This is a genomic window from Roseixanthobacter pseudopolyaromaticivorans (assembly GCF_043195145.2).
GTDB lineage: Bacteria > Pseudomonadota > Alphaproteobacteria > Rhizobiales > Xanthobacteraceae > NCEH01.
Window position 1 is genome coordinate 2793570 of record NZ_CM195539.1, and the last position, 24911, is coordinate 2818480.

Here is a 24911-nt window from a genome sequence, read left to right on the forward strand (position 1 = left end):
GCCATGATCGAGGAAAAATTTGACGCGATCGTCGTTGGCGCGGGCATGGCGGGCAATGCCGCCGCCCTCACCCTCGCCCAGCGCGGATTGAAGGTGCTGCAGCTGGAGCGCGGGGAATATTCCGGCTCCAAGAACGTGCAGGGCGCCATTCTCTATGCCGACATGCTGGAGAAACTCATCCCCGAATTCCGCGAAGAGGCGCCGCTGGAGCGCCATCTGGTGGAACAGCGCTTCTGGATGATGGATGACCGCTCGCATACCGGCCTCCACTACAAGTCGGACGAGTTCAACGAGGAAAAGCCCAACCGCTACACCATCATCCGCGCCCAGTTCGACAAATGGTTCTCCTCCAAGGTGAAGGAGGCCGGCGCCGTCGTGCTGTGCGAGACCACGGTGACGGAGCTGGTGCAGGACGCCTATGGCAAGGTGATCGGCGTGCGCACCGACCGCAAGGACGGACAGATCCATGCCGACGTGGTGGTGCTGGCGGAAGGCGTGAATGGCCTGCTCGGCACCCGCGCCGGCCTGCGTGAGCGGCCGAAGCCGGACAATGTGGCGCTCGCGGTGAAGGAGATGCACTTCCTGCCGCGCGAGACCATCGAGGCGCGCTTCAACCTGAAGGGCGACGAAGGCACCGTGATCGAGGCCGTCGGCACCATCTCGCGCGGCATGACCGGCATGGGCTTCATCTATGCCAACAAGGAATGCGTTTCGCTCGGCATCGGCTGCCTGGTGGCGGATTTCCAGAAATCGGGCGAAACGCCCTACGGCCTTCTGGAGCGCTTCAAGACCCATCCCTCCGTCGCGCCGCTGATCGAGGGGTCGGAGGTGAAGGAATATTCCGCCCATCTCATTCCCGAAGGCGGTTACAAGGCGATCCCGCAGCTTTACGGCGACGGCTGGGTGGTGGTGGGCGATGCCGCCCAGCTCAACAACGCCATCCATCGCGAGGGCTCGAACCTCGCCATGACTTCGGGCCGCATCGCGGCGGAAGCGATCTTCCAGATCAAGTCGCGGCGCGAGCCCATGACCGCCAAGAACCTGGCGCTCTACAAGACCCTTCTGGACGATTCCTTCGTCATCAAGGATCTGAAGAAATACAAGGACATGCCGGCGCTGATGCATGTCCAGTCGCAGAACTTCTTCCTCACCTATCCCCAGCTCGTCTCGAAGGCGATGCAGAACTTCGTGCGTGTCGACGGCACGCCGAAGATCGAAAAGGAGAAGATGACGCTGCGCTCCTTCGTGGCCGCCCGCTCCTGGGCCGGCCTGTTCGGCGACGCGTTCCGCTTCGCCCGCGCCTGGCGCTGAAGAATGCGGGGTGCACGCCCCGCGCCAACTGAAATGGCCCAAGACCCTCAAACCCTGGAGTTGGAACGATGAGCGATCCGACCGTCCGCGTCGAAGACAAGCTCTTCTACAATCGCTATCTGGTGGATGCCGGCCGCGCCCATATCAAGGTGCGTCCCCACACCGTGCCGCCGGCGCCTCTGCTGGCCCTGCTGAAGGCCTGCCCGGCGCGCTGCTACGACCTCACCGAAAGCGGCCAGGTGGAAGTGACCGTGGACGGCTGCGTGGAATGCGGCACCTGCCGCGTGATCGCCGAACCGTCGGGGGATATCGAATGGAGCTACCCGCGCGGCGGTTATGGGGTTCTGTTCAAGTTCGGCTGAGGGACTTTAGCCCAGCGCCGGGTTTGCAACCGGCCGCGCCTGCGCGCGGCCGGGACGAAGGGACATGGACCGAAACTGCGACGCCCTGAGGTGCAGTCGGGTGAACGGTCCTGGTGTCGTTCGGGTCGGCGACCAGATCAGCCGAGATAGGCGACCTTGATCGTGATGGTGCCCAGCGCGCCGCTGTTGAGATTGGCGCCGGTCTGCTGGCCGATATAGGCGTCGGAGCCGGGCGTCCAGGTGGACGTATTGGTCTTGCTGCCCCACGGGCAATCCCAGTAATAATTGCCGATGTTCTTGTCGCCGTCATAGAGATCGAAGCTGCCTTCGGTGCCGGATGACGCATTTTCACGGCCGCAAGCGCCGAACGTATAGCTATCGCCCTGCTTGATGACCTTGCCCTCCAGCTTGTCGGGGCTGATTTCGTTATCCTTGCTCCCGATATAGAATTTTCCCCATTGATGGACGACGTTCTTCAGCGTCACCGAACAATTAACCGCCTTGATGGTGAATTCAGCCCATTGAGCGTAAGCCATCTTCTTCTCCCTTATACATTTCCAAGGTGAATCATCGCGCGGTTCATCTCCCTTCAGCTCGTGCATCATCGGTCCGCGAAGAAGCAGACGCGCGAAACCCAAGGCAAAGAGAAAAACGACGGCTCGGGACAGGCACAATTGCCTGCCTTCAAGCGCGGCTCGCCCCCATTGAAGCGCGGTGACGAGGCACACTCTACTACAACCTATAAGGGTATCAATATCATTTTATCAGATATTGGTTGTACCGCCGACGATCGCCTGCCGGACCGAACCCCGCTGCTCCTGGTGCACGCGGCGTGCCTAGAAACGAAAAAGGCGCGTTAGTCGCGGCCCTCTCGCCCTAGCCGTAGCTCCACCGCATCCATGCTGCACTGCAACACGTCAGAGCTCCGCCGGTGGCGGTTCGGGGCGCTTAAGATAGAGAATGGCAATCAATATCGACGAAACAAACCGGTTCTCCGCATCGAAGCGCGAGTCGGGATTGAACGTTTGCAATGTCTCACCGGATTTTTCGAGCGGCCATCGATAGAGATGTTCTATCGCAACATCCCACAGCTCGCTTGATCGGATGCGGCAATCTGCCATTCTTTCTGGAATTATCACAAGGAAGCCGCTTCCAGCGGGCCAGGGAAGGGTATTTGCCGATGGTCGGCTACGAATCATGGAGCGCGGAACGCGCGTCCGAGATCATCTCCTCGCACCGGCATATGGACGGCGCCACCATGCCGATCCTGCACGCCATTCAGGAGACGTTCGGCTTCGTGCCCGAGCCCGTCGTGCCGATGATCGCGGAAAGCCTGAACCTCTCCCGCGCGGAAGTGCATGGCGTCGTCACCTTCTATCACGACTTCCGTCGTGAGCTGCCGGGGCGCCACGTCATCAAGCTCTGTGCGGCTGAAGCCTGCCAGTCCATGGGCTCGGACAAGCTCGCCGAATATGCCCAGGAACGCCTCGGCGTCGCCATGGGCGAAACCTCGACCGACGGCCGCGTGACGCTGGAGCCGATCTATTGCCTCGGCCTGTGCGCCTGCGCGCCCTCGGCCATGATCGACGGCCGCCTGGTCGGCCGCCTCGACCGCGAAACCATTGACGAACTGGTCGCGGAGACCGACCGATGAGCAGCCCCCGCATTTTCGTCCCCAACGACGCCACCGCCGTCGCCTGCGGCGCCGACCGCATCGCCCGTAAGCTGCAGGACGCCTTCGCGGCGCGCGGCCTTTCGGTGGAAATCGTGCGCAACGGCTCGCGCGGCCTGTTCTGGCTGGAGCCCCTGCTGGAGGTGGAAACGCCTGCCGGCCGCGTTGGCTACGGCCCGGTGAAGCCGTCCGACGTGGAAGCTTTGCTGGATGGCGGTCTGCTCGAAGGCGCCGCTCACCCGCTCAATGTGGGTCTGGTGGAAGAGATCCCCTATCTCAAGAAGCAGACCCGCCTTACGTTCGCCCGCTGCGGCATCATCGACCCGCTCTCGCTGGACGATTACAAGGCCCATGGCGGCTATCGCGGCCTTGCTAAGGCGGTGGAGATCGGCCCGTCCGCGACCGTGGAGGAAGTATTCCTCTCCGGCCTGCGCGGGCGTGGCGGCGCGGGCTTCCCCACCGGCATCAAGTGGCGCACCGTCGCCGCCGCCCCGGCCGACCAGCGCTACATCGTCTGCAATGCGGACGAAGGCGACAGCGGCACCTTCGCCGACCGCTTGATCATGGAAGCTGACCCGTTCTGCCTGATCGAGGGCATGACCATTGCCGGCCTCGCCGTTGGCGCGACGAAAGGCTTCGTCTATTGCCGGTCTGAATATCCCCTGTCACTGGCGGTGATGGAAAAGGCCATCGCGATCGCCCGCGCCAACGGCCTGCTCGGCAAGAATGTCGCCGGGTCGGGCTATGATTTCGACATGGAAATGCGCATGGGCGCCGGCGCCTATGTGTGCGGTGAGGAAACCGCTTTGCTCGACAGCCTGGAAGGCAAGCGCGGCGTGGTGCGCGCGAAGCCTCCACTGCCGGCCCACAAGGGCCTGTTCGGCAAGCCCACCGTCATCAACAACCTGATCTCTCTCGCCACCGTCCCGGTGATCCTGGACAAGGGCGGCCAGTTCTATCGCGACTTCGGCATGGGCCGCTCGCGCGGCACGATGCCAATCCAGCTCGCGGGCAACATCAAGTTCGGCGGCCTGTTCGAAACCGCGTTCGGCATCTCCCTCGGCGAATTGGTGAACGACATTGGCGGTGGCACGGCCTCTGGTCGCCCGGTGCGGGCGGTGCAAGCGGGCGGCCCGCTCGGCGCCTACATGCCGGTGTCGCAGTTCGACACGCCGTTCGACTATGAGGCTTTCGCGGCCAAGGACGCGCTCATCGGCCACGGCGGCATCGTTGTGTTCGACGACACGGTGGACATGGCGCACATGGCGAAGTTCGCCATGGAATTCTGCTCGCACGAGAGCTGCGGCAAGTGCACGCCCTGCCGCATCGGCTCCACGCGCGGGGTCGAAACCCTCGACAAGATCATCAACGGCGACCGGCGCGAGGCCAATCTCGCGATCCTCACGGACCTTTGCCACACGATGAAGCTCGGCTCGCTCTGCGCCCTCGGCGGGTTCACGCCCTATCCCGTGATCAGCGCGCTCACCCATTTCCCGGAAGATTTCGGCGTGTCGCCGAAATTGCCCGCGGCTGCGGAATAGGAGGAACTCAATGTCCCTCGTGCATGAAATCGACTACGGCACGCCCCGCTCCAAGTCCGAGAAGCTGGTTTCGCTCGTCATCGACGGCATGAAGGTGCAGGTGCCGGAAGGCACCTCCATCATGCGCGCCGCCATGGAGATCGGGAACCAGATCCCCAAGCTCTGCGCCACCGACATGCTGGACGCCTTCGGCTCCTGCCGGCTCTGCCTGGTGGAGATCGAAGGGCGCAACGGCACCCCCGCTTCCTGCACCACGCCGGTGGCGGAAGGCATCGTGGTGAAGACCCAGACCGAGCGGCTGAAGCAGATCCGCAAGGGCGTGATGGAGCTGTACATCTCCGACCATCCGCTGGACTGCCTGACCTGCTCCGCCAACGGCGATTGCGAGCTGCAGGACATGGCCGGCGTGGTCGGCCTGCGCGACGTGCGCTACGGCTATGAGGGCGAGAACCACACCAAGCTGGGCAAGGACGAGTCCAACCCCTATTTCACCTACGAACAGTCGAAGTGCATCGTCTGCAACCGCTGCGTGCGCGCCTGCGAGGAAGTACAGGGCACGTTCGCGCTGACGATCTCCGGCCGCGGCTTCGGCTCGCGCGTGTCGCCGGGCATGAACGAGAGCTTCCTTTCGTCCGAGTGCGTGTCGTGCGGCGCCTGCGTGCAGGCCTGCCCCACCGCGACCTTGAACGAAAAGGCCATGTACGACATCGGCACCCCCGAGCATTCGCTGGTGACGACCTGCGCCTATTGCGGCGTCGGCTGCACCTTCAAGGCGGAGATGCGGGGCGACGAGCTGGTGCGCATGGTGCCCTATAAGGACGGCAAGGCGAACCGCGGCCATTCCTGCGTGAAGGGCCGCTTCGCCTATGGCTATGCGACCCACAAGGAACGCATCCTCAAGCCCATGATCCGCTCCTCCATCCACGAGCCGTGGAAGGAAGTGAGCTATGAGGAGGCGATCGCCTACGCCGCCTCCGAGTTCAAGCGCATCCAGGAGAAGTACGGCCGCCGCTCGGTGGGCGGCATCACCTCCTCGCGCTGCACCAATGAAGAGACCTATCTGGTCCAGAAGCTGATCCGCGGCGCCTTCGGCAACAACAATGTCGATACCTGCGCCCGCGTCTGCCACTCGCCCACGGGCTACGGCCTCTCCCAGACCTACGGCACCTCCGCCGGCACGCAGGACTTCGATTCCATCGAAGAGACCGACGTGATCCTGGTGATCGGCGCCAACCCGACCGACGGCCATCCCGTGTTCGGCTCGCGCATGAAGAAGCGCCTGCGCGAAGGCGCCAAGCTGATCGTCGCAGACCCGCGCAAAATCGACCTCGTGCGCACCCCGCATGTGCAGGCGGACTTCCATCTGCCGCTGCGCCCGGGCACCAACGTGGCTCTGGTCACGGCGCTCGCTCATGTGGTGGTCACCGAAGGGCTGATGAACGAGCAGTTCATCCGCGAGCGCTGCGATTGGGACGAGTTCCAGGAATGGGCGGCTTTCGTCGCCGACGAGCGCCACAGCCCGGAAGCGGTCGCCAAGTATACCGGCGTCGATCCCCAGGACGTGCGCAAGGCCGCGCGCCTCTATGCCACCGGCGGCAATGCGGCGATCTATTACGGCCTCGGCGTGACGGAGCATTCCCAGGGCTCCACCACCGTGATGGCGATCGCCAACCTCGCCATGGCGACCGGCAATGTCGGCCGCAACGGCGTGGGCGTGAACCCGCTGCGCGGCCAGAACAACGTGCAGGGCGCCTGCGACATGGGCTCCTTCCCCCATGAGCTGTCCGGCTATCGCCACGTCTCCGACGACGCCACCCGCGCGCTGTTCGAGAGCCTGTGGGGCGTTAAGCTGGATGCCGAGCCCGGCCTGCGCATTCCCAACATGTTCGATGCCGCCGTGGATGGCACCTTCAAGGGCATGTATGTGCAGGGCGAGGACATCCTCCAGTCCGACCCCGACACCCGCCACGTCTCCGCCGGCCTCGGCGCGCTGGAATGCCTCGTCGTGCAGGACCTGTTCCTGAACGAGACGGCGAACTACGCGCACGTCTTCCTGCCGGGCTGCTCGTTCCTGGAGAAGGACGGCACCTTCACCAATGCGGAGCGCCGCATCCAGCGCATCCGCAAGGTGATGGCCCCCAAGAACGGCTATGCCGATTGGGAAGTCACCATCATGCTCTCCGAGGCGCTCGGCTATCCCATGGACTACAGCCACCCTGGCGAGATCATGGACGAGATCGCCCGCCTGACCCCCACCTTCACCGGCGTCAGCTACAAGAAGCTGGACGAATTGGGCTCGGTGCAGTGGCCGTGCAATGAGAAGGCGCCGGAAGGCACCCCGATCATGCACATCGGCGGCTTCGTGCGCGGCAAGGGCAAGTTCGTGCTCACCGAATACGTGCCCACCGACGAGCGCACCGGCCCGCTGTTCCCGCTGCTGCTCACCACCGGGCGCATCCTGTCGCAATACAATGTCGGCGCGCAGACCCGCCGCACGGAGAATGTCGCCTGGCATCCGGAAGACGTGCTGGAAATCCACCCGCACGATGCCGAGAACCGGGGCATTCGCGACGGCGACTTCGTGAAGCTGGAAAGCCGCGCGGGCGGCACCTCCCTGCGCGCGGTGATCAGCGAGCGCATGCAGCCCGGCGTGGTCTACACCACCTTCCACCATCCGGTGACGCAGGCGAACGTGGTGACCACGGACTTCTCCGACTGGGCCACCAACTGCCCCGAATACAAGGTGACGGCCGTGCAGGTCGCCCCCTCCAACGGGCCGAGCGCCTGGCAGGAAGAGTATGAAGAGCTCTCCCGCCAGAGCCGTCGCATCGCCGAAGCGGCGGAGTGAGATGAAGGCCGGCGCCGCCCCGCGCCCTCCCCGCCTGGACCCAGGCCCCTCTCCCGTGCGCGGGCGAGGGCTGGGACACGGAACATCGGGCGTCGGGTCGTGGGTGTTTGCCGGCCGTTCCGTCCTCGCATTCGCCTGCAGGCGGGGCAAGGGGCCCATGGCGAGGCCGCACTTGAATGCGGGCGCGTTCGGCACAACCTTGATGGCAGCAACACTCGGTGGCGCGCATCATGGATGAGCTGTTCGAAATCCCCGATTTTCCCGAGCCGGTGCGGCGCGTGAGCCGCGACGTGTGGCGCCTGGATGGCGTCACGGTTGCGGAACGCGCGGTGCCCGAGGAAACGCCGGTGGCCCTCACCTATAACGGCACCACCCATGCCGTTATGATGGCGAGCCCGCTCGACATCGCTGACTTTGCGCTCGGCTTCTCGCTCACCGAGGGGATCATCTCCAGCCCGGCGGACATCCTCAACCTCGACGTGATCGCGGTGGAAGACGGCATCGAGGCGCGGATGTGGATCGCCGAGGAGAAGATGGCCGTGCTCGGCGCCCGTCGCCGGCACATGGCCGGGCCGACCGGCTGCGGCCTGTGCGGGGTGGAGAGCCTTGCCGAAGCCATCAAGCCCGCCGCGCAGGTGACCGCTCGCCCGGTCTTTCCCGCGTCCCTCCTGCTGGAGGCCATGGCGGCGCTCGCGCCCGCCCAGACTCTCAACCACGAGACCCGCGCGGTCCATGCCGCCGGCTATTTCGAGCCGGGGCGCGGGCTGCTCGCCGTGTGCGAGGACGTGGGTCGGCATAACGCGCTCGACAAGCTGGTGGGCAAGGTGGTGAAGCTCGACGCCGATCCCGCCCGCGGCATGGTTCTGCTCACCAGCCGCGTTTCCATCGAGATGGTGCAGAAGGCGGCGGTGCTGGGCACCCCCGTCATCGCCGCCGTCTCCGCGCCCACATCCCTCGCCATCCGTACCGCGCAGGCGGCCGGCATCACGCTGGCTGCAATCGTGCGCGGCGACGGGTTTGAACTCTTCACCCATCCCGAGCGCATCGACCTCGGGTCATCCCCACGGCACGCACATGTCGCATAGCACCAGCACCAACGACCGCCTCGTCTATATGGCGAACCAGATCGCGACCGCCTTCTCCACCCAGCATCACGCGGAAGCGGTCGCTTCCACGCGCGAGCACATCCATAAGTTCTGGGACCCGCGCATGCGCTCGAAGATCTTCGAGCATCTGGACCATGGCGGCGAGGGCCTTTCCCCCATCGCCAAGGAAGCGCTGGACGGCCTGCGCGCCACCTCCGTCGCGGCCTGAGACTCAGGCTGAAGGATCGCGCGCGGGATCGACCATGGCGCCGGCATTCATGAGGCCGGCCGGATCAAAGGCCGACTTCACCCGCCCCATCAGCGCGATGCGGGTGGGATCGCCGTAGCGCTCCAGCAAATCCCGCTTCAACCGGCCGATGCCATATTCCGCGCTGAAGCTGCCGCCCAGCGCGGCGGCAATGGCATAGAGCTCGTGCGCGAGGCCCGCCTCGATCTTGCGGGTGAAGGCCAGCCGGTCCTCGCCCTGCGGCACCACGATGTTGAAGTGAATGTTGCCGTCGCCCACATGGCCGTAGACGGATAGGACAAGGGCGGGATCATAGGCCGCCACCGCGCCGCCGCCTTGCTCCAGGAAAGCGTCGAGAGCAGAGATCGGCACCGAGATATCGTGCTTCACCGATCCGCCGGCGTGCTTCTCGCCCTCGGGAATGGTCTCGCGCAAGGCCCACATGTCGGCGCGCTGGCGTTCCGACTGGGCGAGGAGCGCATCCTCCACCCATCCTTTTTCCATCAGTGCTTCCAGCGTTCCCATGAGAATTTCATCCAGCGGAACCCGCCGGGATGAAGACGAGACCTCCAGCAGAACCGCCCCGCCGCTGCCCGTGGTCAGATTGACCTCGCCGGGCTTCAGCGCCGCCACCAGCGCCACCGAATTGGCGGTGATGAATTCGAACGAGGAGACGAGATCCGCCGTCTCGCGCCGCACCTGCGCGAGCATCTGCGGCAGCGGCGCGCCCTTGGCCAGTTGCAGCCAGGCGGTGGCGGTGAGCACCTGTTCGGGACACAGCTTCAGCACCACGCCGGTAACGATGCCGAGCGTGCCCTCCCCGCCGATGAACATCTGCTTGAGGTCGTAGCCCACATTGTTCTTGCGCAGCGCCCGCATGTCGCCGAGCAAGCTGCCGTCCGGCAATACGGCTTCGAGCCCCAGCACCAGATCGCGGGTCATGCCATAGCGCAGCACCGAGAGGCCGCCGGCATTGGTGCCCACGTTGCCGCCCAGCCGGCAGCTGCCCTCCGAACCGAGGCTCAGCGGCAGCATGAGGCCCACCGCTTCCGCCGCCGCCTGCGCATCGGCGAGGATCACGCCCGCATCGGCGGACAGGGTGAAGCCGAGCGGGTCCACCGCGCGGATCCGGTTCATGCGCTCCAGGCTCACCACCAATTGGCGACCGCTTTCGTCCGGCGTCGCTCCCCCCACATAGCTGGTATTGCCGCCCTGCGGCACCAGCCCGTAGCCGAGCTTTCCCGCCAGCCGCACCATGGCCTGTACGTCGTCGGTCGAGCGCGGCCGCAGCACGGCCGGCGTCGTGCCGCGGATCAGTTGGCGATGGTCCACCACATAGGGCGCGAGGAGGTCCGGCGCGGTCAACACGCCGGTGTCGCCGAGCAGCGCACGGAAATCGGCAAGGCCGTCAGTGGTCATGGGTCCGCCTTTCCGGCTGGTTTCGTCCATAGGGCCGCGCGGGCCCGCCTCAGATCACGTGGGCGGGCGCAAGAGCGCACGGAATGGTGCCGTTCTCCACCTGGATCGCCGCATGGCCGATCTTGAAGCGCATTTTCAGCTCGGCGCAGGTCTCGGCGAGGAAGGCGTCGTCCAGCGCGGCGCCGGGGCGCACAAGGTGAACGGTGAGGGCGGAATCGGTGGTGCTGAGGCCCCAGATGTGCAGGTCGTGAACCTCGCTGACGCCGGGGCGGCCGGCGAGGAAGGCTTCCACCGCCGCATGGTCGATGCCGCTCGGCACCACATCCATGGCGAGGTTCACGCTGTCGCGCAGCAGCGCCCAGGTGCCTGCGATGATGGCCGCCGCGATAATGAGGCTCACCACCGGATCCAGCCACAGCCAGCCGGTGACAGCGATGACTGCCGCCGCCACCACCACGCCCAGCGAGACGGCCGCATCCGCGACCAGATGCACGAAGGCGCCGCGGACATTGAGGTCATTCTTGCGGTCGGCCATGAACAGCATGGCAGTGCCGAAATTCACGCCGATGCCCACCAGCGCGACGATCATCACGACGCCGGTCTGGATCGGCGCGGGATCGCCGAAGCGCCCGATCGCCTCGATGATGATGCCGCCGGTACCGAGCAGTAGGATCATGGCATTGGCGAGCGCGGCAAGAATGGAGGACCGGCCATAGCCGAACGTGCGGCGCGGGCTCGGCGCGCGGCGCGAGAGCCATGCGGCGCCCCACGCCAGCAGCAGGCCGAGCACGTCGGAGAGATTGTGGCCCGCGTCCGCGAGCAAAGCGAGCGAGCCGGACAGCAGGCCGAAGATGGCCTCGATGATCACGAAGCCGAAATTCACCGAGGCGCCGATGGCGAACGCTCGAAGCGAGCTTGGCACCGCATGGGCGTGATTGTGCCCGCCATGGCCATGGCTGTGGCCGGAATGATCGTGGCCCGAATGGCTGCCCTCGGCCGCGCCGTGGTCGTGATCGTCGTGGCCGTGATCGCCATGCGGCGCGTGGTCGTGCGGCGCGTGGCTGTCGCGGTTCGCCGCCGCCGGCGCGGCATGGGCGTGGCCGGTGCCGTGGTCGTGGCCGGCATGGTTGTGGCTGGCGTGATTGTGGTTCTCATGCCCCGGCGGGAAAACGGGCTGGGATGCCTCTTCGGATGCCGTACCGGGTGTAGGTTTGCCGTCGTGCTGGTCTTGCCCCTGTGCCGTCATGGTGGGCTCCTTGCCGCGATCGCGAAACTGACGGCCGCCTAGATACCACCGCGCACCGTTTCGTGCGCGTCCCGGCGTCGATAAAATACCGTCGCCGTCAGCTGAGGAAGCCGAGCACCTCGCGCGCGAAATCCGCAGGCAGCTCGATTGCCGACATATGGCCCGCGTCGAGCTTCACCAGCTCCGCACCGGGAATATGGGCGGCGATCAGTTCCCCCCATTCGGGCGGGGTCGAGCGATCCTGAAGGCCCGCGATCACCAGGCAGGGCGTCTTGATGTGCGGGAGGCCGTGGCGGAAATCCATGTCGCGCATGGCGCAGCTCGTGCCCATGTAGCCGCCTGGCGCCGTGTGCACGATCATCTCGCGCACCTTCGCGACCTGGTCGGGGTGGGCCGCGCGAAACTTCGGCGTGAACCAGCTGTCGATCACGGCGTCGGCGATAGGGGCGGTGCCGGCGCGGCGCACGGCCTTGATGCGCCCTTCCCACATGCGATGGGGGCCGGCGTGGGCGGTGGTGTTGGCGAGCACGGCGCGCTTCAGGCGCTGCGGGGCGTTGAGCGCCAGCCATTGCCCCACCATGCCGCCGAGCGAGAGGCCGCAATAGTTCACCGGTTCGGAAACATCGAGACGGTCGAGGATGTTGAGCAGATCGCGCCCGAAATCGCCCATGGAATAGACCGCGTCGGGCGCGCTGGACTGACCATGGCCCCGCGCGTCATAGCGGATGACGCGGAAATGCGCGGTGAGATGGGGCACGAGCGCGTCCCACATCTCCAGCGTGGTGCCCAGCGAATGGGCAAGGACCAGGGGCGGCGCGCCCTCCTTGCCCTCGACCTGAACCCGGAAACGCTCACCTGCAATATCGAGGACGGACACGGGACCCCCGGTCGGCATTCTGTATACGACGCCGGTTTAAAGCGTTGCCGGCAATTGGCAAGGTCGATGGGCGGGAAAGAGTGCGGATCTCACCGGGAAACACCCTCCGGCTTGGCCGGAAGGTGGCAGAGACCGATCCGAAACGGACCGGCAGGAAGGCGTTGCGCCGAAACTCAGTCGAGGTCGGCTTCCAGGATCGCCATCTGGAAATTGTAGGAGAGGTCGCCGTCCTCTTCGTCCTTGAACAGGACGCCGATGAATTCGTCGCCAAGATAGACTTCGGCCGAATCGGTCTTCTTCGGGCGCGCCGTCACCTTGATCTGCGGATTGCCGAACAGGGTGCGCATGTAGCGCTGCACGCGCTCGAGTTCCGTTTTATCCAAGTGTCTTCCTCCAAGGGTCGAATGGCCGCCCGGGGACGGCCACGAAAGCGCGAGATGCGCGTGAAATCGGGGGCGGCTCAGATGTCCGCGCCGGCGAAGATATTGTCGTCGAACATCTGGTCCATGGCGCGCGAGGGTTCCGCGCAGCCGGCCTCGCCCACCACTTTCGCCGGCACGCCGGCCACCGTGGTCTTGGGCGGAACCGGCTTCAGCACCACCGAGCCGGCCGCGACGCGGGCGCAATGGCCGACCTCGATATTGCCCAGCACCTTGGCACCGGCGCCCAGCAGCACGCCGCGCCGGATCTTGGGATGCCGGTCGCCGGATTCCTTGCCCGTGCCGCCGAGCGTGACGCCCTGGAGGATGGAGACGTCATCCTCGATCACCGCAGTCGCGCCGATCACGATGCCGGTGGCATGGTCGAGGAAGATGCCGCGGCCCACGGGCACCGCCGGGTGGATGTCCACCGAGAACACCGAGGAGGCGCGGCTTTGCAGATAGAGGGCGAAATCGCGCTGGTCGTGGGTCCACAGCCAATGGGACAGGCGGTGGGTCTGGAGCGCGTGGAAGCCCTTGAAATAGAGCACCGGCTCCAGCGCGCGGGTGGTCGCGGGGTCGCGGTCCACCACCGCCATGATGTCGGCGCGCACCGCCTGGGCGATGGTGCGGTCCTGCGACACGGCTTCGTGATAGGCGGCGCGAATGGCGGAGCCGGGCAGCTCCGCATGGTCGAGGCGCGCGGCGATGCGTTCGCCGATCACCGCTTCGAGGCTCCCCTGCCCCAGCACGGCGCCGATCAGGAATCCGGCCAGCAGCGGCTCGCGCTCGGCCGCAAGGTCCGCCTCATTGCGGATGCGCGCCCAGACGGGGTCGACCACGTCCTGGAAGCGCTCCGTATTGATGCGCGCCAACGGCTGATGCGGCGCCTTGAACAAAGACTGGGGCATTCCTGCCTCCCGGTGGATCACGTTTCGACGCATTTCTAGCACAAGCCGGCCGTCGTTCCGAGCCGGCTCGCGCACATCACCCATGCCGGGCGAAGAAGTCGAGCGCGCCCTGCTTGAAGGCCTTGTCGCCAACCGCGGGATTGTGATCGCGGCCGGGGATGTCGAGCATCTCGCCCCGCGGCAGCAGGTCCGCCAATTCCTGCCCGCTGCCGGCGATCAGATCGCGCGTGCCCACCGCCACCAGCGCCGGCTGGTCGATATCGGCCACCTGCTGGCGCGTCAGGGTCTGCCGCGAGCCGCGAATGCAGGCCGCGAGCGCCTTCAGATCCGCCTTGTTGGCATCGGCGAAGGCGCGGAACATGCGGCCGAGCGGGTCGGTCACCTCCGCAAGGCTCGGCGCTTCCAGCGCCGCCGCCACCTCCTGCGGCAGGCCATCGCCCTCCACCAGATGGATGCCGAGCCCGCCCATGATGAGGCTGTTGAGCCGGTCGCGCTCCGCAAGGGCGAATTGGGCCGCCACCCGCGCGCCCATGGAATAGCCGATGATGTCGATGCGCGGGATGCCGAGATGATCGAGAAGACGCCGCGCATCCTGCGCCATCAGGCGCGTGTCGTAGAGCGCGGGATCATACAGCTTGCTGGAGGCGCCATGGCCGCGATGATCGAACGCGATCACGCGATAGCCGGCGCCCATCAGGGTCTTGAACCAGCCGGTATGGACCCAGTTGATCTCCTTCGTGGAGCCGAAGCCGTGGATCAGCAAGATCGGCGGGCCGGAACCCTCGTCCAGATAGGCGATGTCCAGACCGTCGGCCGAAAGGAGAGGCATAAGCGTATCCCGAAGCGATGTTTCGGGCGGACCCTAATTCGCCCCGGCGCTTTGCGGAAGCGAAAGCTGCCGGCGCGCCCGCCGCCTCCGTTCAAGCCGCTGTGCGGCAACGATCTTCTGCCTGTTGAAAGCGCGCCGGACGCGCCCCTTATACGGCCGAGAGGGAGGCGGCCTCGCGCGCTGCCAGCTCGAAGCGGGCGATGGCAGGCGCTGCTGCGGATGCCGCGCCTGTGGCAGCCGGGCCCTCGCCCGGCTCCAGGCACACCGGGGCCGGCGACCTGGACGCGCGGCGGAGCACGGGCGCGGGTGGCACGGCAGCAGGACCAGGAGCGGTTATCGGGCCTTTGCGCCCCCGCACCCGCCTGCGTCGCCAGATGGGCCGCACCAGCTCCACGCAGAAGCGGTTGAAGGCGGCGACAAGGCCGAACAGCCAAAGCGCCGCCACCACGCCCCACCAGACCAGCTTGAGCAACGCCGAACCCATCACCAGGGCGCCGCGCCCGAGTGTCTTGAGGATCGCCAGCGTCTGCCCGCCTTTCGCCTCGGCCAGGCGCGCGAGGCGGGAGAGGTCCTTGCCATTCTCCGCCACGGCAAGACCGGCGACCGCCGCGCGCGAGCCGGCCTTCGCCTGCACCGTGCCAAGATCACCCATGAGGCGGGCGAGCGGTTTGAGGCCCTCGGCACGCACGACGCCTTTCAGGGCGGAGGCATCCAGGCTCGCGCCGGCCCGGCGCAGGGCCGCGAAATCGACGGTTTCGTTGACCGCGCGGGTCAGCAGGCGAGCCATTCCCACCGAGAGCCGGCCGGTGCGCTTGGCGACCTTGACCGCGCTCACCCCGGCCCGCACCGGCAGTCCGGCGCCGAAGGTGGCATAGGTGCCGGCCGTGAGCGCCAGCCCGACAGTCGAAAGGCCGAGGATCAGGGGGTCTACCGCTTCGCCATTGGCATATTTCCAACCTTCCCGGCTCGCGTCGCGCAGATCGCCCCAGGCGGTGAGATCGCCGGCAGCGGCACCGGCGAAACCCGCCAGATCCTCCGGCGTGCCGGTGAGGAAGCCATAGCCGAAATGCTTCGCGGAGCGCCACGCGGTGGTCGCGCCGTCATTGGCCGCCACAACGCGGGCGCGCAGGTCTGGGGGAAGCGCGAGGGCCCGCGCGTCGGCAAGCGCGAGATACGAGGCGGCGAGTTCGCCGTCGTCATCCGCCAGCGCGCGCTCGATCTCCAGGGCCGCATCGGCGGCGGTGAAGGATTGAAGCGCGAGATCGGAGAGAAGAGCGGGATTGTCCCGTGCTTCGATCAGGCGCGCGCCACTCTTCGCCAAGGGCGCGGCCCAGGGCAAGAGGCCGGCGAAAGCCGCCAGCAGGCCAAACAAGGCGAGGATTCGCGCCATCTTCTTCTCCAGTCGGAGAGATAAACGCCGTTTGTGGCGAGCCGGTGCCCTTAGGTCGATTATTTTTATCCGGATCAAATTGACGAGGCAATTACACCCGGATATAAAGGCGAGGAAAGGACATCCTATGACTGCCGCGACCCCCGCCTCCGCTTCCACGCCTCCCCTGCCCTTTGCCGGCCCGTTCATCGCCTTCGCCGGCCCGCGCCGGCTTGCGGAAGGCTCCGCCGCGCAGGTGGCGGCCGCCGTCAAGCGCATGCAGCTCGAAGACGAGGCGCAGCAGGTGCTTGTGTTCGATCTGGAGACCGCCCACCCGGTGGACTTCGATCTGCGCGGCGCGCCGGATGACGTGGCGGCGCGCTATGCCACCCTCCCCGCGCCGGCGGAAGCCGAGCCGGCTCGCGGGCCGGGGCGCCCCAAGCTCGGTGTCGTCGCGCGCGAAGTCACCCTGCTGCCGCGCCATTGGGAATGGCTCGCCGCCCAGCCGGGCGGCGCGTCCGTTGCGTTGCGCAAGCTGGTGGAGGCCGCACGCCGCGACCAGAGCGCGCCGGCCCGCCGCCGCGCGGCGCAGGAGGCCGGCTATCGCTTCATGAGCGCGCTCGCCGGCAATCTCTCCCAGTTCGAGGAGGCGCTGCGGGCCTTCTATGCGGGGGATGAGGCGGGCTTTGCCAAGCTCACCGCCGCGTGGCCGCAGGACATCCGCACCCACGCCCATCGCCTCGCAGCGCCGGCATTCGAATGAAGGCGAGCGGCCCGCTTCCGGCAGGAGGCGGGCCGCTTTGCTCTTGGGCCGGTGCTGCCGGTCAGTGGCGGCTCGCGCCGCCCTCGACCTGTCCTCCGGCCCCGTTCGACCGCGCCTTGGCGCGCCGCGCCAGCATGTTCAGCGCCTCCACGCCGGTGGAGAAGGCCATGGCGGCATAGATATAGCCCTTGGGCACATGGGCGCCGAAGCCATCGGCGATCAGCGTCATGCCGATCATGATGAGGAAGCCCAGCGCCAGCATCACCACCGTGGGATTGGCCTCGATGAAATGAGCGAGCGGATCGGCCGCGAGCATCATCACGCTCACCGCCACGACCACGGCGATGATCATGATGGGGATATGGTCCGTCATGCCGACCGCCGTGATGATGCTGTCCACCGAGAACACGATATCCAGCATCAGGATCTGGGCGATGGCGGCGGCAAAGCCGATGCTCGCCTTGCTGGTGCCGAACACGTCGTCATGCGGTGCGGGATCGACCGTGTGATGGATTTCCTTGGTGGCCTTCCACACCAGGAACAGGCCGCCGGCGATCAGGATCATGTCCCGCCAAGAAAACGCCTGGCCGAACACCGAGAACACCGGCTCGGTGAGCTGCACGATGATCGCCACCGTTCCCAGCAGCGCAAGGCGCAGCACCAGCGCGAGGCTGATGCCGATGCGCCGCGCCTTGGAGCGGTGCACTTCCGGCAGCTTGTTGGTGAGGATGGAGATGAAGACCAGATTGTCGATGCCGAGCACGACCTCCATCGCCACCAGGGTGATGAGGGCCACCCAGGCCGCGGGGTCGGCTGCCAATTGCACGAGATAGTCCATGGATCACTCACCTGCCTTCGACGGATGAAAGGTATGCGGTGGCGCGCCGCGAACGGCAACGACACAAGCGAAAGGGAAGGAGACGCACGCCCGCGCCACGGCACCGGCGAGGCCGGGCCCCACGTATGGCAAAGCGACCCCGCGCCGGCTGCGAGGGCGATCGCGGCAGGCGGGAGCGGCACCGGAATTGCGGGCGCGAAAATGCGTCGGGGGGTCGATACGGGGCATTGGGCCTCTCGCCGGCAGAGCTGTCGGAAGAGATCCGACATCACGCACGCATTTTCATGCACGCGCCAGAGGGGCCCGGATCGATAGGCTACAGCTAGGAAGCCGAAGGCCGCTGGACCAGACGCGGACGCACGCGGCAGGATGTCGCAGCGTCAGGTCCCGCGTTGAAAAACGTCGCGACGGGGCGGCGCGCACAAAAAAACGGCCGGGAGATCCCGGCCGTTCGTGTTGAATTGAATCGTCGATCAGAGGCGGTCAAACGTCCTGGATCGCCGAGAGCTTCCATTGCCCGCCCTTGGGGCGCACGAAGGTCCACACCTCGGTGGTCTCGCTGACAGCGTCCTTGCTGCCGGCGGCCAGCGCCCCGGTCACCCGGTCGCGCATCAGGTCGCGGATCGCGTAGCGCATGGCCACGGTCGCATATTCCAGATTGCCCTCGCGCCAGGCTTCGGAGAGGTCGCCCTGCAGCAGCTTCACGTCGCTCACGTCGTTGCGCACGCCGCGCGCCGCATTGTCACGCAACTCCTCGGAGAACACGGCGAGCACCTCCGGCGTCGTGCGCTCGGCGAGCGCGCCGTGATCCTCGCGGGAGAAGGCGGCCTGAATTTCGGACAGCAGGCGTTCGAACGCGTCGAGATCCTGTGGGCCGATGCCAAGCTCATCCTTCACGCGGTTGGCCGGAGCGGGCTGCTGCGGAACCGGGCGCGGTGCCCCGCCGCCGATTCCACCGAGACCACCGAGCGCGCTGCGCCCATTGGCCGAACCGGAAGGGCGCGACGGACCGCCGAACATGCTGTCACGCGATAGCGGGCCGGGGAAGGGCGCACCCGCGCCAGCGGGCCGAGGCTGCTGGCGACGGTTCGCGAAGAAGCGCATGGCGAGGAACACGAGGCCGCCAACCAGGGCCACCTGGAGCAGCAGGCCGAGGAAGCCCGACAGGCCGCCAAGGCCGCCGCCGAACAACATGCCCACCAAGCCGCCGATCAGCAGGCCGCGCATCAGCGCGCCGCCGAACCCGCTGCCGAACATGCCGCCGGGACGCGCCGCAGTGGCCGCGCCGGCCGTGTTCATGCCGGGCTGCGGTTGGGGGGTTATGGAGCGCTGAATGGGCGCCGCGCCGGGCGCCGTATTGGTGCTGGCCGGCGCCTGATAGGTGCGCCCGCCCCGGCTGCCGAAGCCGCCGCCCTGGCGCGCATCGGCATGATCCACCATCGTCAATGTCACCGCCGAGGCGAGAGCGAGGACGCCCATCAGAACCGGCATGCGCTTGAAAATCTTCATTTCACCCTCGAAAGGAACCACCCGCGATCCGCCCCCGGCCCCTCCGCTTATGCAGGAGATGACCTAACGGCAGATGCGTGGCATATGGGGATCGGTTTGTGGCTTTGTCAGGGGGTGGCACGCGGCCACCCCGTTATTTTTGCATCCCTCAGGCGGCCAGCCCCTTCACGAGATCGAGCGCCTGACGCTCGAACAGCCGGCGATAAAGGCCGTTTTCGCGCGCGACGAGGGCATCGTGGTCGCCCTCCTCCACGATCCGCCCCTTGTCGAACACCAGCAGCCGGTCGAGCGCCCGCACCGTGGACAAACGGTGCGCGATCACGAGCGTGGTGCGCCCCACCATCAGCCGCTCCATCGCCTCCTGGATCAGCGCCTCGGATTCAGAATCGAGGCTGGAGGTGGCCTCGTCCAGGATCAGGATGCGTGCATCAGCCAGGAACGCCCGCGCGATCGCCACCCGCTGCCGCTCGCCGCCGGAGAGCTTCACGCCCCGCTCGCCCACCAGCGTGCCGTAGCCGCGCGGCAGCCGCTCGATGAAGCCGCTCGCATTGGCCAATGCCGCCGCCCGCTCGATCTCGGCGCGCGTGGCGTCGGGCCGGCCGTAGGCGATGTTCTCCGCCAGGGAGCGGTGGAACAGCAGCGGCTCCTGCGCCACCACCGCAATGGAGCGCCGCAGCGTTCCCTGCTGCACGTCGCGCACATCCTGCCCGTCCACCAGCACCCGGCCGCCGGTCACGTCGTGCAACCGCTGGATCAGCTTCACGAATGTGGTCTTGCCGGAGCCGGAATGACCCACGAGGCCCACCCGCTCGCCCGCATCGATGGAAAGCGAGAGGTTGTCGTAAAGCGGCTTGTCGTGGCCCTGGTAATGGAAGCGCACATTCTCGAAAGCGATGGCGCCCTGGTCCACCCGCGCCGGCACCGCACCCGCCTTGTCGGCGATGGCGATGGGCGTTTTGTGCAGTTCGACCAATTCCTCCATCTCATTCACCGAGCGCTGGAGATTGTGCACATGCATACCCACCTCGCGCAGATAGCCGTGCACCACGAATTCTGTGGTGAGCACATAGGCCACGTCGCCGGGGCTCGCCTGCCCCTTCCACCACAGCAGCAGCGCGGTGCCGATGATGCCGGTCTGCAAGGCCAGCAGTGCGATCAGTTGCGCCGTTCCGCTCCAGGTGGCGGCGCGCCAGGTGCGGGTGGTGCGGATGTTCCATTTGTTGAGCACGCCGGCGAGCCGCGCCTCCTCGCGCGCCTCGGTGCCGAAGCCCTTCACCACCGCGTTGCAGCTCACCGCGTCGGCGAGCGTCCCGCCCACCTTGGTGTCCCAGGCGTTGGAAAGCCGCGCCGCCGGGGCGACATAGGCGGTGGAGAGCAGCAGCGTCATGGCGACGTAGAGCACCGCCCCCGCGCCCACCAGCAGCCCCATCACCGGCCAATACAGCCCGAGCACAAGCGCGGAACCGGCCAGCACCACCAGCGAGGGCAGGAGCGCCATCACGATCGTGTCGTTCAAAAGGTCGAGCGACCACATGCCCCGCGAGATCTTCCGCACGGTGGAGCCGGCGAACGAATTGGCATGCCAGTCGGAGGAGAAGCGCTGCACCCGGGCGAAGGCGTCGGCGGCGATCTCCGACATCATGCGCAGGGTCAGCGTGACGATGCCCATGAAGGCAAAATGGCGCACCAGCACCGTGACGGCGCCCAGCGTGAGGATCGCCAGGAATGCGTTCAGCGCCACGGCGCGCGCGGCAAGGCGCGCCGCCTCCGCCCCGCCCTGCGCCGCGGAAAGGGCATCCACGAGCCGACCCACGAAGATCGGCACCAGCACCTCGCCGAGGGTCGCGACCAGCATGCCGACCATGATGCCGGCGAGCAGCACCGGCCGGCGGCGCCAGTGACCCCAAAGAAAGGCGAAGACGGAACGGAAGGTATCCGCACGCTTGTGAGAACCGAAAAAGGACATGACAGACTTCCAGCCGCGCGATCGCGCAGAGCCGGCCTCTGAGGGAGACGAGGGTGGGACACGCGCCGGCAGGGCGCACGTCAAAATCGATGGGAAGAGAAGGGGCGCCCGCTGGCGGGCGCGGAAACGAAGCTAGCGGAACGCGGTCCGGGCGATCGTTTCAGGGATCGGCGAACGGCGGCCGAGCGCGACAAACTGCTTCATTCTACGGCCTCCCCGTTCGCGGTTGACGTACTGTTACGCTAGAGAAGCGGCATAAAAAGGGCAAGCCGCGCCCCGGATCGGCCGCAGCGATACCTTTGCGGCACCGCCGCAATTTGTGTCGCGGCGCCGCACCGAAGCGGCCCCTTTCCCCTTGGAGGGTCCGGAGCGAAGCGCTAATGTCGCGCGGATTCAGGCCGGCGATGACACGGACAAGGCACAGCCATGGCAGCCCACAGCATTCCCCATTTCTGCAACGATCTCGGCGTGAGCGTGGTCGAGGTGGGTGCGAAAGAATTCATGTGCATCGGCGCCAAGCCGCCGTTCGACCATCCCCATATCTTCATCGACATGGGCGACGAGCCGGAAGCCGTTTGCTCCTATTGCTCCACCCTCTACCGGCACAATCCCGCGCTCCACAGCGACCAGGCCAATCCCGAGGGCTGCGTATGGGAGCAGCGGCCGGTCGCCGCCTGATCGCCCATGACATCCCCTTTCGCGCGCAGCGCCATCATCGTCGGTGCGGGAATCGGCGGGTTGGCCTGCGCCATCGCCCTGCGCCGCGCCGGGATATCCGTGCGCGTGCTGGAGCAGGCGGAGGCGCTTGAGGAAGTCGGCGCGGGTCTTCAGCTCACGCCCAATGCCACGCGCGTGCTGCGCGACTTCGGCCTGTTGCCGGCGCTGGAAGCCGTGGCGATCGCGCCCGATGCGCTGGAAGTGCGCGACGGGCGCAGCGATTCGGTCATCGCCCATTGCCCCTATGACGCCGCGACGACCCGTTTCGGCGCGCCGTTCCTGGTGGTGCATCGCGCCGATTTGCACCGCGTGCTGAGCGAGGCCGCGCGCGCGGCTGGTGCCGAGATTCTGCTCGGTGCCCGGCTCGAGGGCGTGGAGGCCGACGACAGCCAGGCCTCGGCGGTCGCCAATTGCGCGGGCAACCCGATGCCGCTGGAAGCCGACATCTTGGTGGGCGCAGACGGCATCCGCTCGGTGGTGCGGCCGCAGATCGGGCTTTCGGCGGTTCCCGTCTTCGCGCAGCGCGTCGCCTATCGGGCCACCGTGCCGGTGGAACAGGGCCGCGCGCCGAACGTGGTGCAATTGTTTCTCGGCGCCGAGGCGCATCTCGTGACCTATCCCGTGCGGTCCGGCCGCGCCATCAATGTGGTGGCCGTGGTGCAGGAATCGCGCCCCGTGACGCGCTGGAGCGAGGAAGGCGACGCGAGCCGCGTCCATGCCGCCTTCGCCGAATGGGCCGAGCCGGTGCGCCGCCTGCTTGCCGCCGCGCCATCTTTCCAGTGCTGGGGCCTGTACGATCTCGATCCCCTGCCCCGCTGGGGCTCAGGCCGCGTGACGCTGCTTGGCGATGCTGCCCACGCCATGCTGCCGTTCCTCGCCCAGGGCGCGGCCCAGGCGATCGAGGATGCCGCCGCCCTCGCCGCGGAGCTGAACCGCGCGTCCAGCGTCACCGACGCGCTGCGCGCCTATGAGACCGCCCGCCGGCCACGCACCGCGCGCATCCAGCGCGACGCCCGCACCAACGGCACGGTCTATCACCTCTCCGGCCCCGCCAAATTCGCCCGCGACGCGCTGCTGCGCATCACCAGCGACCGCCTCATCGATCATTACGGCTGGATCTACGGCGCCTGAGCCTCGTCCAGGCTCCAGCGCACGGACCACGGGGCGGCGCGGCCGGCCTCGAACGCGCCTTCGGTCCATAGGGCCGTGCCCTTCTGCGGGGAGAAACCGCCCTGCTCCCCCGCGGTGAGATTGAGGGCGAGGCACAGCCGGCGGCCATCCTCAAGGTCCCATTCGACTTCGACGGCCGCTGGACCCACGATTCGCGTGGTGGTGATTTCCCCCTTCAGGAGCGGCAGGAGCGGCCACACATGCTCGCGCCGCGCCGCGATGACGTGGCGATACCAGTTCAACCACTCCAGGTGTTCCGGACGATCCCGATCCGCCCATTCGAGCTTGGAGGCGAGATAGGTGGATTGCGCGATCGGATCGGGAATGCGCTCGCGCAATTCGGGATCGCGGAAGGCGGGGAAGCGGGTGAATTCCGCGCGCCGCCCGGCCCGCACCGCGTCCGCAAGTTCCCCCTCGAAGCCGCAGAAGAAGAGGAAAGGCTGGGACGCCGCCCATTCCTCGCCCATGAACAGCATGGGAATCTGCGGGCCGAGCAGATAGATCGCCGCCGCCGCCCGCACCGCCGCGCGCGGTGCCAGCGCGGTGATGCGCTCGCCGAACGCCCGATTGCCGATCTGATCGTGGTTTTGCAGGAAAGCGACGAAGGCGGTGGAGAGCAGATGGGCGCTGGGCGCGCCACGTGCGGCCCCCCGATAGGGCATGTGGTCGCCCTGAAAGGCGAACCCTTCCGCCAGCGCCCGGCCGAGCTTTTCGGTGTCGCCGGCATAATCGGCATAATAGCCCTGGTCCTCTCCGGTGATCGCCGCATGGAGCGCGTGGTGGATGTCGTCGTTCCATTGCGCGGTGAATTTTGACGACGGATCGCCCTCCAGCAGGCGCGCCTCGTTTTCCTCGTTTTCCAGAATGAGATGGACCTGGCGTCCGCCGCAGGCCGCGCGCACGCGCCGCTCCAGCTCGTCCAAAAACGGATCCGCGCTGTCGTCCAGAATGGCGTGGACGGCGTCGAGGCGCAGCCCGTCCAGATGAAATTCCTCAAGCCAAAACAGCGCATTGTGGATCATGAAATCGCGCACCACCGCGCTCTCGCGACCATCGAAATTCAGCCCGGCGCCCCAGGGTGTCTGGTGGCGCTCAGTGAAGAAACAGGGCGCATAAACGTGCAGGTAGTTCCCGTCGGGACCGAAGTGATTGTACACCACGTCCAAAATCACCATGAGCCCACGCGCATGGGCGGCATCGACGAAGGCGCGCAGGTCGTCCGGCCGCCCATAGGCGCTGTCCGGGGCATAAAACAGCACGCCGTCGTACCCCCAGTTGCGACCGCCGGGAAAATCCGCCACGGGCATGATTTCGATGGCGGTAATGCCGAGGTCCACGAGATCGTCGAGCCGCTCCGTCGCGGCGCGGAAGGTGCCCTCGGAGGTGAAGGCGCCGATATGCAATTCATACAGGATCGCCTCGTGCCAGGGCCGGCCGCGCCAGTCCGTGTCGCGCCACGCATGACGCGCCGGGTCGATCACCTCGCTCGGGCCGTGCACATCCTCCGGCTGGTGGCGGGAGGCTGGGTCCGGCACCATCAGGCCATCGTCCAGCTGGAAACGATAGCGCGTTCCCGGGCCGGCGGCCGCCGTCACATATTCGTGCCAGCCATCGGCCGTGCGGTGCATCGGAAACGCCCGGTTATCCTCCAGCACCAGGGTCACGCTTTGTTGTGCGGGCGCAAACAGGCGGAACCGCACCGCCCCCGCCTCGAGCTGGGCGCCAAACGGCATCGCATGGCCGCGCGGAGCATCCGGTGCGACGTCTGGGGGAACGAAACTGTTCATGCTGGCAATACCCGGGCGGTTCGGG

At 66.9% G+C, this 24911-nt stretch carries 22 protein-coding genes; 10 read left to right on the plus strand and 12 right to left on the minus strand.

Annotation, left to right across the window (positions count from 1 at the left end):
* The first annotated feature begins 3 nt into the window (after nt 1-3).
* Nucleotides 4-1311 carry an FAD-dependent oxidoreductase gene (locus tag V5F68_RS13520; RefSeq protein ID WP_394013061.1) on the plus strand — a complete coding sequence of 436 codons (1308 nt, stop codon included), beginning with the start codon at nt 4-6 and terminating at the stop codon, nt 1309-1311.
* 68 nt (nt 1312-1379) lie between these two features.
* Nucleotides 1380-1673: a ferredoxin family protein gene (locus V5F68_RS13525; RefSeq protein WP_348844597.1), complete on the plus strand. Its 294-nt coding sequence runs from the start codon at nt 1380-1382 to the stop codon at nt 1671-1673.
* 137 nt (nt 1674-1810) lie between these two features.
* On the opposite strand, the gene V5F68_RS13530 is transcribed toward V5F68_RS13525, so the two are convergent.
* On the minus strand, nt 1811-2209 hold the full coding sequence (locus tag V5F68_RS13530) for an aegerolysin family protein (RefSeq protein ID WP_394013062.1): 399 nt from the start codon (nt 2207-2209) through the stop codon (nt 1811-1813).
* 644 nt (nt 2210-2853) lie between these two features.
* On the opposite strand from V5F68_RS13530, the gene V5F68_RS13535 reads away from it, so the two are divergent.
* From V5F68_RS13535 to V5F68_RS13555, 5 genes are all read left to right on the plus strand, one after another.
* Nucleotides 2854-3327, plus strand: coding sequence for a formate dehydrogenase subunit gamma (locus V5F68_RS13535; RefSeq protein ID WP_394013063.1), 474 nt, complete (start codon nt 2854-2856; stop codon nt 3325-3327).
* Complete coding sequence (locus tag V5F68_RS13540) at nt 3324-4886, plus strand: formate dehydrogenase beta subunit (RefSeq protein ID WP_394013064.1); 1563 nt, start codon at nt 3324-3326, stop codon at nt 4884-4886. The genes V5F68_RS13535 and V5F68_RS13540 overlap by 4 nt, the downstream gene beginning before the upstream one ends.
* A gap of 10 nt (nt 4887-4896) precedes the next feature.
* A complete protein-coding gene (gene fdhF, locus V5F68_RS13545) occupies nt 4897-7734 on the plus strand; it encodes a formate dehydrogenase subunit alpha (protein ID WP_394013065.1) in 2838 nt (945 codons plus the stop codon).
* 230 nt (nt 7735-7964) lie between these two features.
* Nucleotides 7965-8819, plus strand: a complete 855-nt coding sequence (fdhD, locus tag V5F68_RS13550; protein WP_394013066.1) for a formate dehydrogenase accessory sulfurtransferase FdhD — start codon at nt 7965-7967, stop codon at nt 8817-8819.
* Nucleotides 8809-9048 (plus strand): formate dehydrogenase subunit delta, encoded by a 240-nt coding sequence (locus tag V5F68_RS13555; RefSeq protein ID WP_394013067.1) that lies wholly within the window; start codon nt 8809-8811, stop codon nt 9046-9048. Before fdhD ends, V5F68_RS13555 begins: the two co-directional genes overlap by 11 nt.
* 3 nt (nt 9049-9051) lie before the next feature.
* Here V5F68_RS13555 and V5F68_RS13560 read toward each other — a convergent pair whose 3' ends face one another.
* The 7 genes from V5F68_RS13560 to V5F68_RS13590 all read right to left on the minus strand — a co-directional run bounded on the left by V5F68_RS13560 (nt 9052) and on the right by V5F68_RS13590 (nt 16157).
* On the minus strand, nt 9052-10485 hold the full coding sequence (locus tag V5F68_RS13560; protein WP_394013068.1) for an FAD-binding oxidoreductase: 1434 nt from the start codon (nt 10483-10485) through the stop codon (nt 9052-9054).
* A gap of 49 nt (nt 10486-10534) precedes the next feature.
* Entirely contained in the window at nt 10535-11731 is a 1197-nt protein-coding gene (locus V5F68_RS13565; RefSeq protein WP_394013069.1) for a cation diffusion facilitator family transporter, read from the minus strand.
* A gap of 97 nt (nt 11732-11828) precedes the next feature.
* Nucleotides 11829-12608 (minus strand): 3-oxoadipate enol-lactonase, encoded by a 780-nt coding sequence (gene pcaD / locus V5F68_RS13570; RefSeq protein WP_394013070.1) that lies wholly within the window; start codon nt 12606-12608, stop codon nt 11829-11831.
* A 173-nt stretch (nt 12609-12781) separates the two neighbouring features.
* Entirely contained in the window at nt 12782-12991 is a 210-nt protein-coding gene (locus tag V5F68_RS13575; RefSeq protein ID WP_394013071.1) for a DUF3126 family protein, read from the minus strand.
* 77 nt (nt 12992-13068) lie between these two features.
* Nucleotides 13069-13938 (minus strand): serine O-acetyltransferase, encoded by an 870-nt coding sequence (gene cysE / locus V5F68_RS13580; RefSeq protein ID WP_348847714.1) that lies wholly within the window; start codon nt 13936-13938, stop codon nt 13069-13071.
* Nucleotides 13939-14014: 76 nt separating this feature from the next.
* Nucleotides 14015-14767 carry an alpha/beta fold hydrolase gene (locus tag V5F68_RS13585; protein WP_394013072.1) on the minus strand — a complete coding sequence of 251 codons (753 nt, stop codon included), beginning with the start codon at nt 14765-14767 and terminating at the stop codon, nt 14015-14017.
* Between the two features lie 148 nt (nt 14768-14915).
* A complete protein-coding gene (locus V5F68_RS13590; RefSeq protein WP_394013073.1) occupies nt 14916-16157 on the minus strand; it encodes a hypothetical protein in 1242 nt (413 codons plus the stop codon).
* 127 nt (nt 16158-16284) lie between these two features.
* Between V5F68_RS13590 and V5F68_RS13595 the strand changes: the two genes are divergently transcribed.
* Nucleotides 16285-16899 carry a DUF2239 family protein gene (locus tag V5F68_RS13595; protein ID WP_394013074.1) on the plus strand — a complete coding sequence of 205 codons (615 nt, stop codon included), beginning with the start codon at nt 16285-16287 and terminating at the stop codon, nt 16897-16899.
* A gap of 61 nt (nt 16900-16960) precedes the next feature.
* Here V5F68_RS13595 and V5F68_RS13600 read toward each other — a convergent pair whose 3' ends face one another.
* The 3 genes from V5F68_RS13600 to V5F68_RS13610 all read right to left on the minus strand — a co-directional run bounded on the left by V5F68_RS13600 (nt 16961) and on the right by V5F68_RS13610 (nt 21212).
* Nucleotides 16961-17737 (minus strand): TerC family protein, encoded by a 777-nt coding sequence (locus V5F68_RS13600; RefSeq protein ID WP_394013075.1) that lies wholly within the window; start codon nt 17735-17737, stop codon nt 16961-16963.
* A gap of 483 nt (nt 17738-18220) precedes the next feature.
* On the minus strand, nt 18221-19246 hold the full coding sequence (locus tag V5F68_RS13605; RefSeq protein ID WP_394013076.1) for a Tim44 domain-containing protein: 1026 nt from the start codon (nt 19244-19246) through the stop codon (nt 18221-18223).
* Between the two features lie 148 nt (nt 19247-19394).
* Complete coding sequence (locus V5F68_RS13610; protein ID WP_394013077.1) at nt 19395-21212, minus strand: ABC transporter ATP-binding protein; 1818 nt, start codon at nt 21210-21212, stop codon at nt 19395-19397.
* A gap of 426 nt (nt 21213-21638) precedes the next feature.
* Here V5F68_RS13610 and V5F68_RS13615 point away from each other — a divergent pair, with 426 nt between their 5' ends.
* Nucleotides 21639-21890, plus strand: a complete 252-nt coding sequence (locus V5F68_RS13615) for a zinc-finger domain-containing protein (protein WP_348847721.1) — start codon at nt 21639-21641, stop codon at nt 21888-21890.
* 6 nt (nt 21891-21896) lie between these two features.
* On the plus strand, nt 21897-23060 hold the full coding sequence (locus tag V5F68_RS13620; protein ID WP_394013078.1) for an FAD-dependent monooxygenase: 1164 nt from the start codon (nt 21897-21899) through the stop codon (nt 23058-23060).
* Here the strand turns inward: V5F68_RS13620 and treZ are convergent.
* Nucleotides 23048-24886: a malto-oligosyltrehalose trehalohydrolase gene (gene treZ, locus V5F68_RS13625; RefSeq protein ID WP_394013079.1), complete on the minus strand. Its 1839-nt coding sequence runs from the start codon at nt 24884-24886 to the stop codon at nt 23048-23050. The genes V5F68_RS13620 and treZ overlap by 13 nt on opposite strands.
* Nucleotides 24887-24911: the final 25 nt, after the last annotated feature.

Excerpts from the sequence above, each read along its gene's own strand:
- V5F68_RS13520 (WP_394013061.1), top strand. The coding sequence starts at position 4 with ATGATCGAGGAAAAATTTGACGCGATCGTCGTTGGCGCGGGCATGGCG.
- V5F68_RS13525 (WP_348844597.1), top strand. The coding sequence starts at position 1,380 with ATGAGCGATCCGACCGTCCGCGTCGAAGACAAGCTCTTCTACAATCGC.
- V5F68_RS13530 (WP_394013062.1), bottom strand. The coding sequence starts at position 2,209 with ATGGCTTACGCTCAATGGGCTGAATTCACCATCAAGGCGGTTAATTGT.
- V5F68_RS13535 (WP_394013063.1), top strand. The coding sequence starts at position 2,854 with ATGGTCGGCTACGAATCATGGAGCGCGGAACGCGCGTCCGAGATCATC.
- V5F68_RS13540 (WP_394013064.1), top strand. The coding sequence starts at position 3,324 with ATGAGCAGCCCCCGCATTTTCGTCCCCAACGACGCCACCGCCGTCGCC.
- fdhF (WP_394013065.1), top strand. The coding sequence starts at position 4,897 with ATGTCCCTCGTGCATGAAATCGACTACGGCACGCCCCGCTCCAAGTCC.
- fdhD (WP_394013066.1), top strand. The coding sequence starts at position 7,965 with ATGGATGAGCTGTTCGAAATCCCCGATTTTCCCGAGCCGGTGCGGCGC.
- V5F68_RS13555 (WP_394013067.1), top strand. The coding sequence starts at position 8,809 with ATGTCGCATAGCACCAGCACCAACGACCGCCTCGTCTATATGGCGAAC.
- V5F68_RS13560 (WP_394013068.1), bottom strand. The coding sequence starts at position 10,485 with ATGACCACTGACGGCCTTGCCGATTTCCGTGCGCTGCTCGGCGACACC.
- V5F68_RS13565 (WP_394013069.1), bottom strand. The coding sequence starts at position 11,731 with ATGACGGCACAGGGGCAAGACCAGCACGACGGCAAACCTACACCCGGT.
- cysE (WP_348847714.1), bottom strand. The coding sequence starts at position 13,938 with ATGCCCCAGTCTTTGTTCAAGGCGCCGCATCAGCCGTTGGCGCGCATC.
- V5F68_RS13585 (WP_394013072.1), bottom strand. The coding sequence starts at position 14,767 with ATGCCTCTCCTTTCGGCCGACGGTCTGGACATCGCCTATCTGGACGAG.
- V5F68_RS13590 (WP_394013073.1), bottom strand. The coding sequence starts at position 16,157 with ATGGCGCGAATCCTCGCCTTGTTTGGCCTGCTGGCGGCTTTCGCCGGC.
- V5F68_RS13595 (WP_394013074.1), top strand. The coding sequence starts at position 16,285 with ATGACTGCCGCGACCCCCGCCTCCGCTTCCACGCCTCCCCTGCCCTTT.
- V5F68_RS13600 (WP_394013075.1), bottom strand. The coding sequence starts at position 17,737 with ATGGACTATCTCGTGCAATTGGCAGCCGACCCCGCGGCCTGGGTGGCC.
- V5F68_RS13605 (WP_394013076.1), bottom strand. The coding sequence starts at position 19,246 with ATGAAGATTTTCAAGCGCATGCCGGTTCTGATGGGCGTCCTCGCTCTC.
- V5F68_RS13610 (WP_394013077.1), bottom strand. The coding sequence starts at position 21,212 with ATGTCCTTTTTCGGTTCTCACAAGCGTGCGGATACCTTCCGTTCCGTC.
- V5F68_RS13615 (WP_348847721.1), top strand. The coding sequence starts at position 21,639 with ATGGCAGCCCACAGCATTCCCCATTTCTGCAACGATCTCGGCGTGAGC.
- V5F68_RS13620 (WP_394013078.1), top strand. The coding sequence starts at position 21,897 with ATGACATCCCCTTTCGCGCGCAGCGCCATCATCGTCGGTGCGGGAATC.
- treZ (WP_394013079.1), bottom strand. The coding sequence starts at position 24,886 with ATGAACAGTTTCGTTCCCCCAGACGTCGCACCGGATGCTCCGCGCGGC.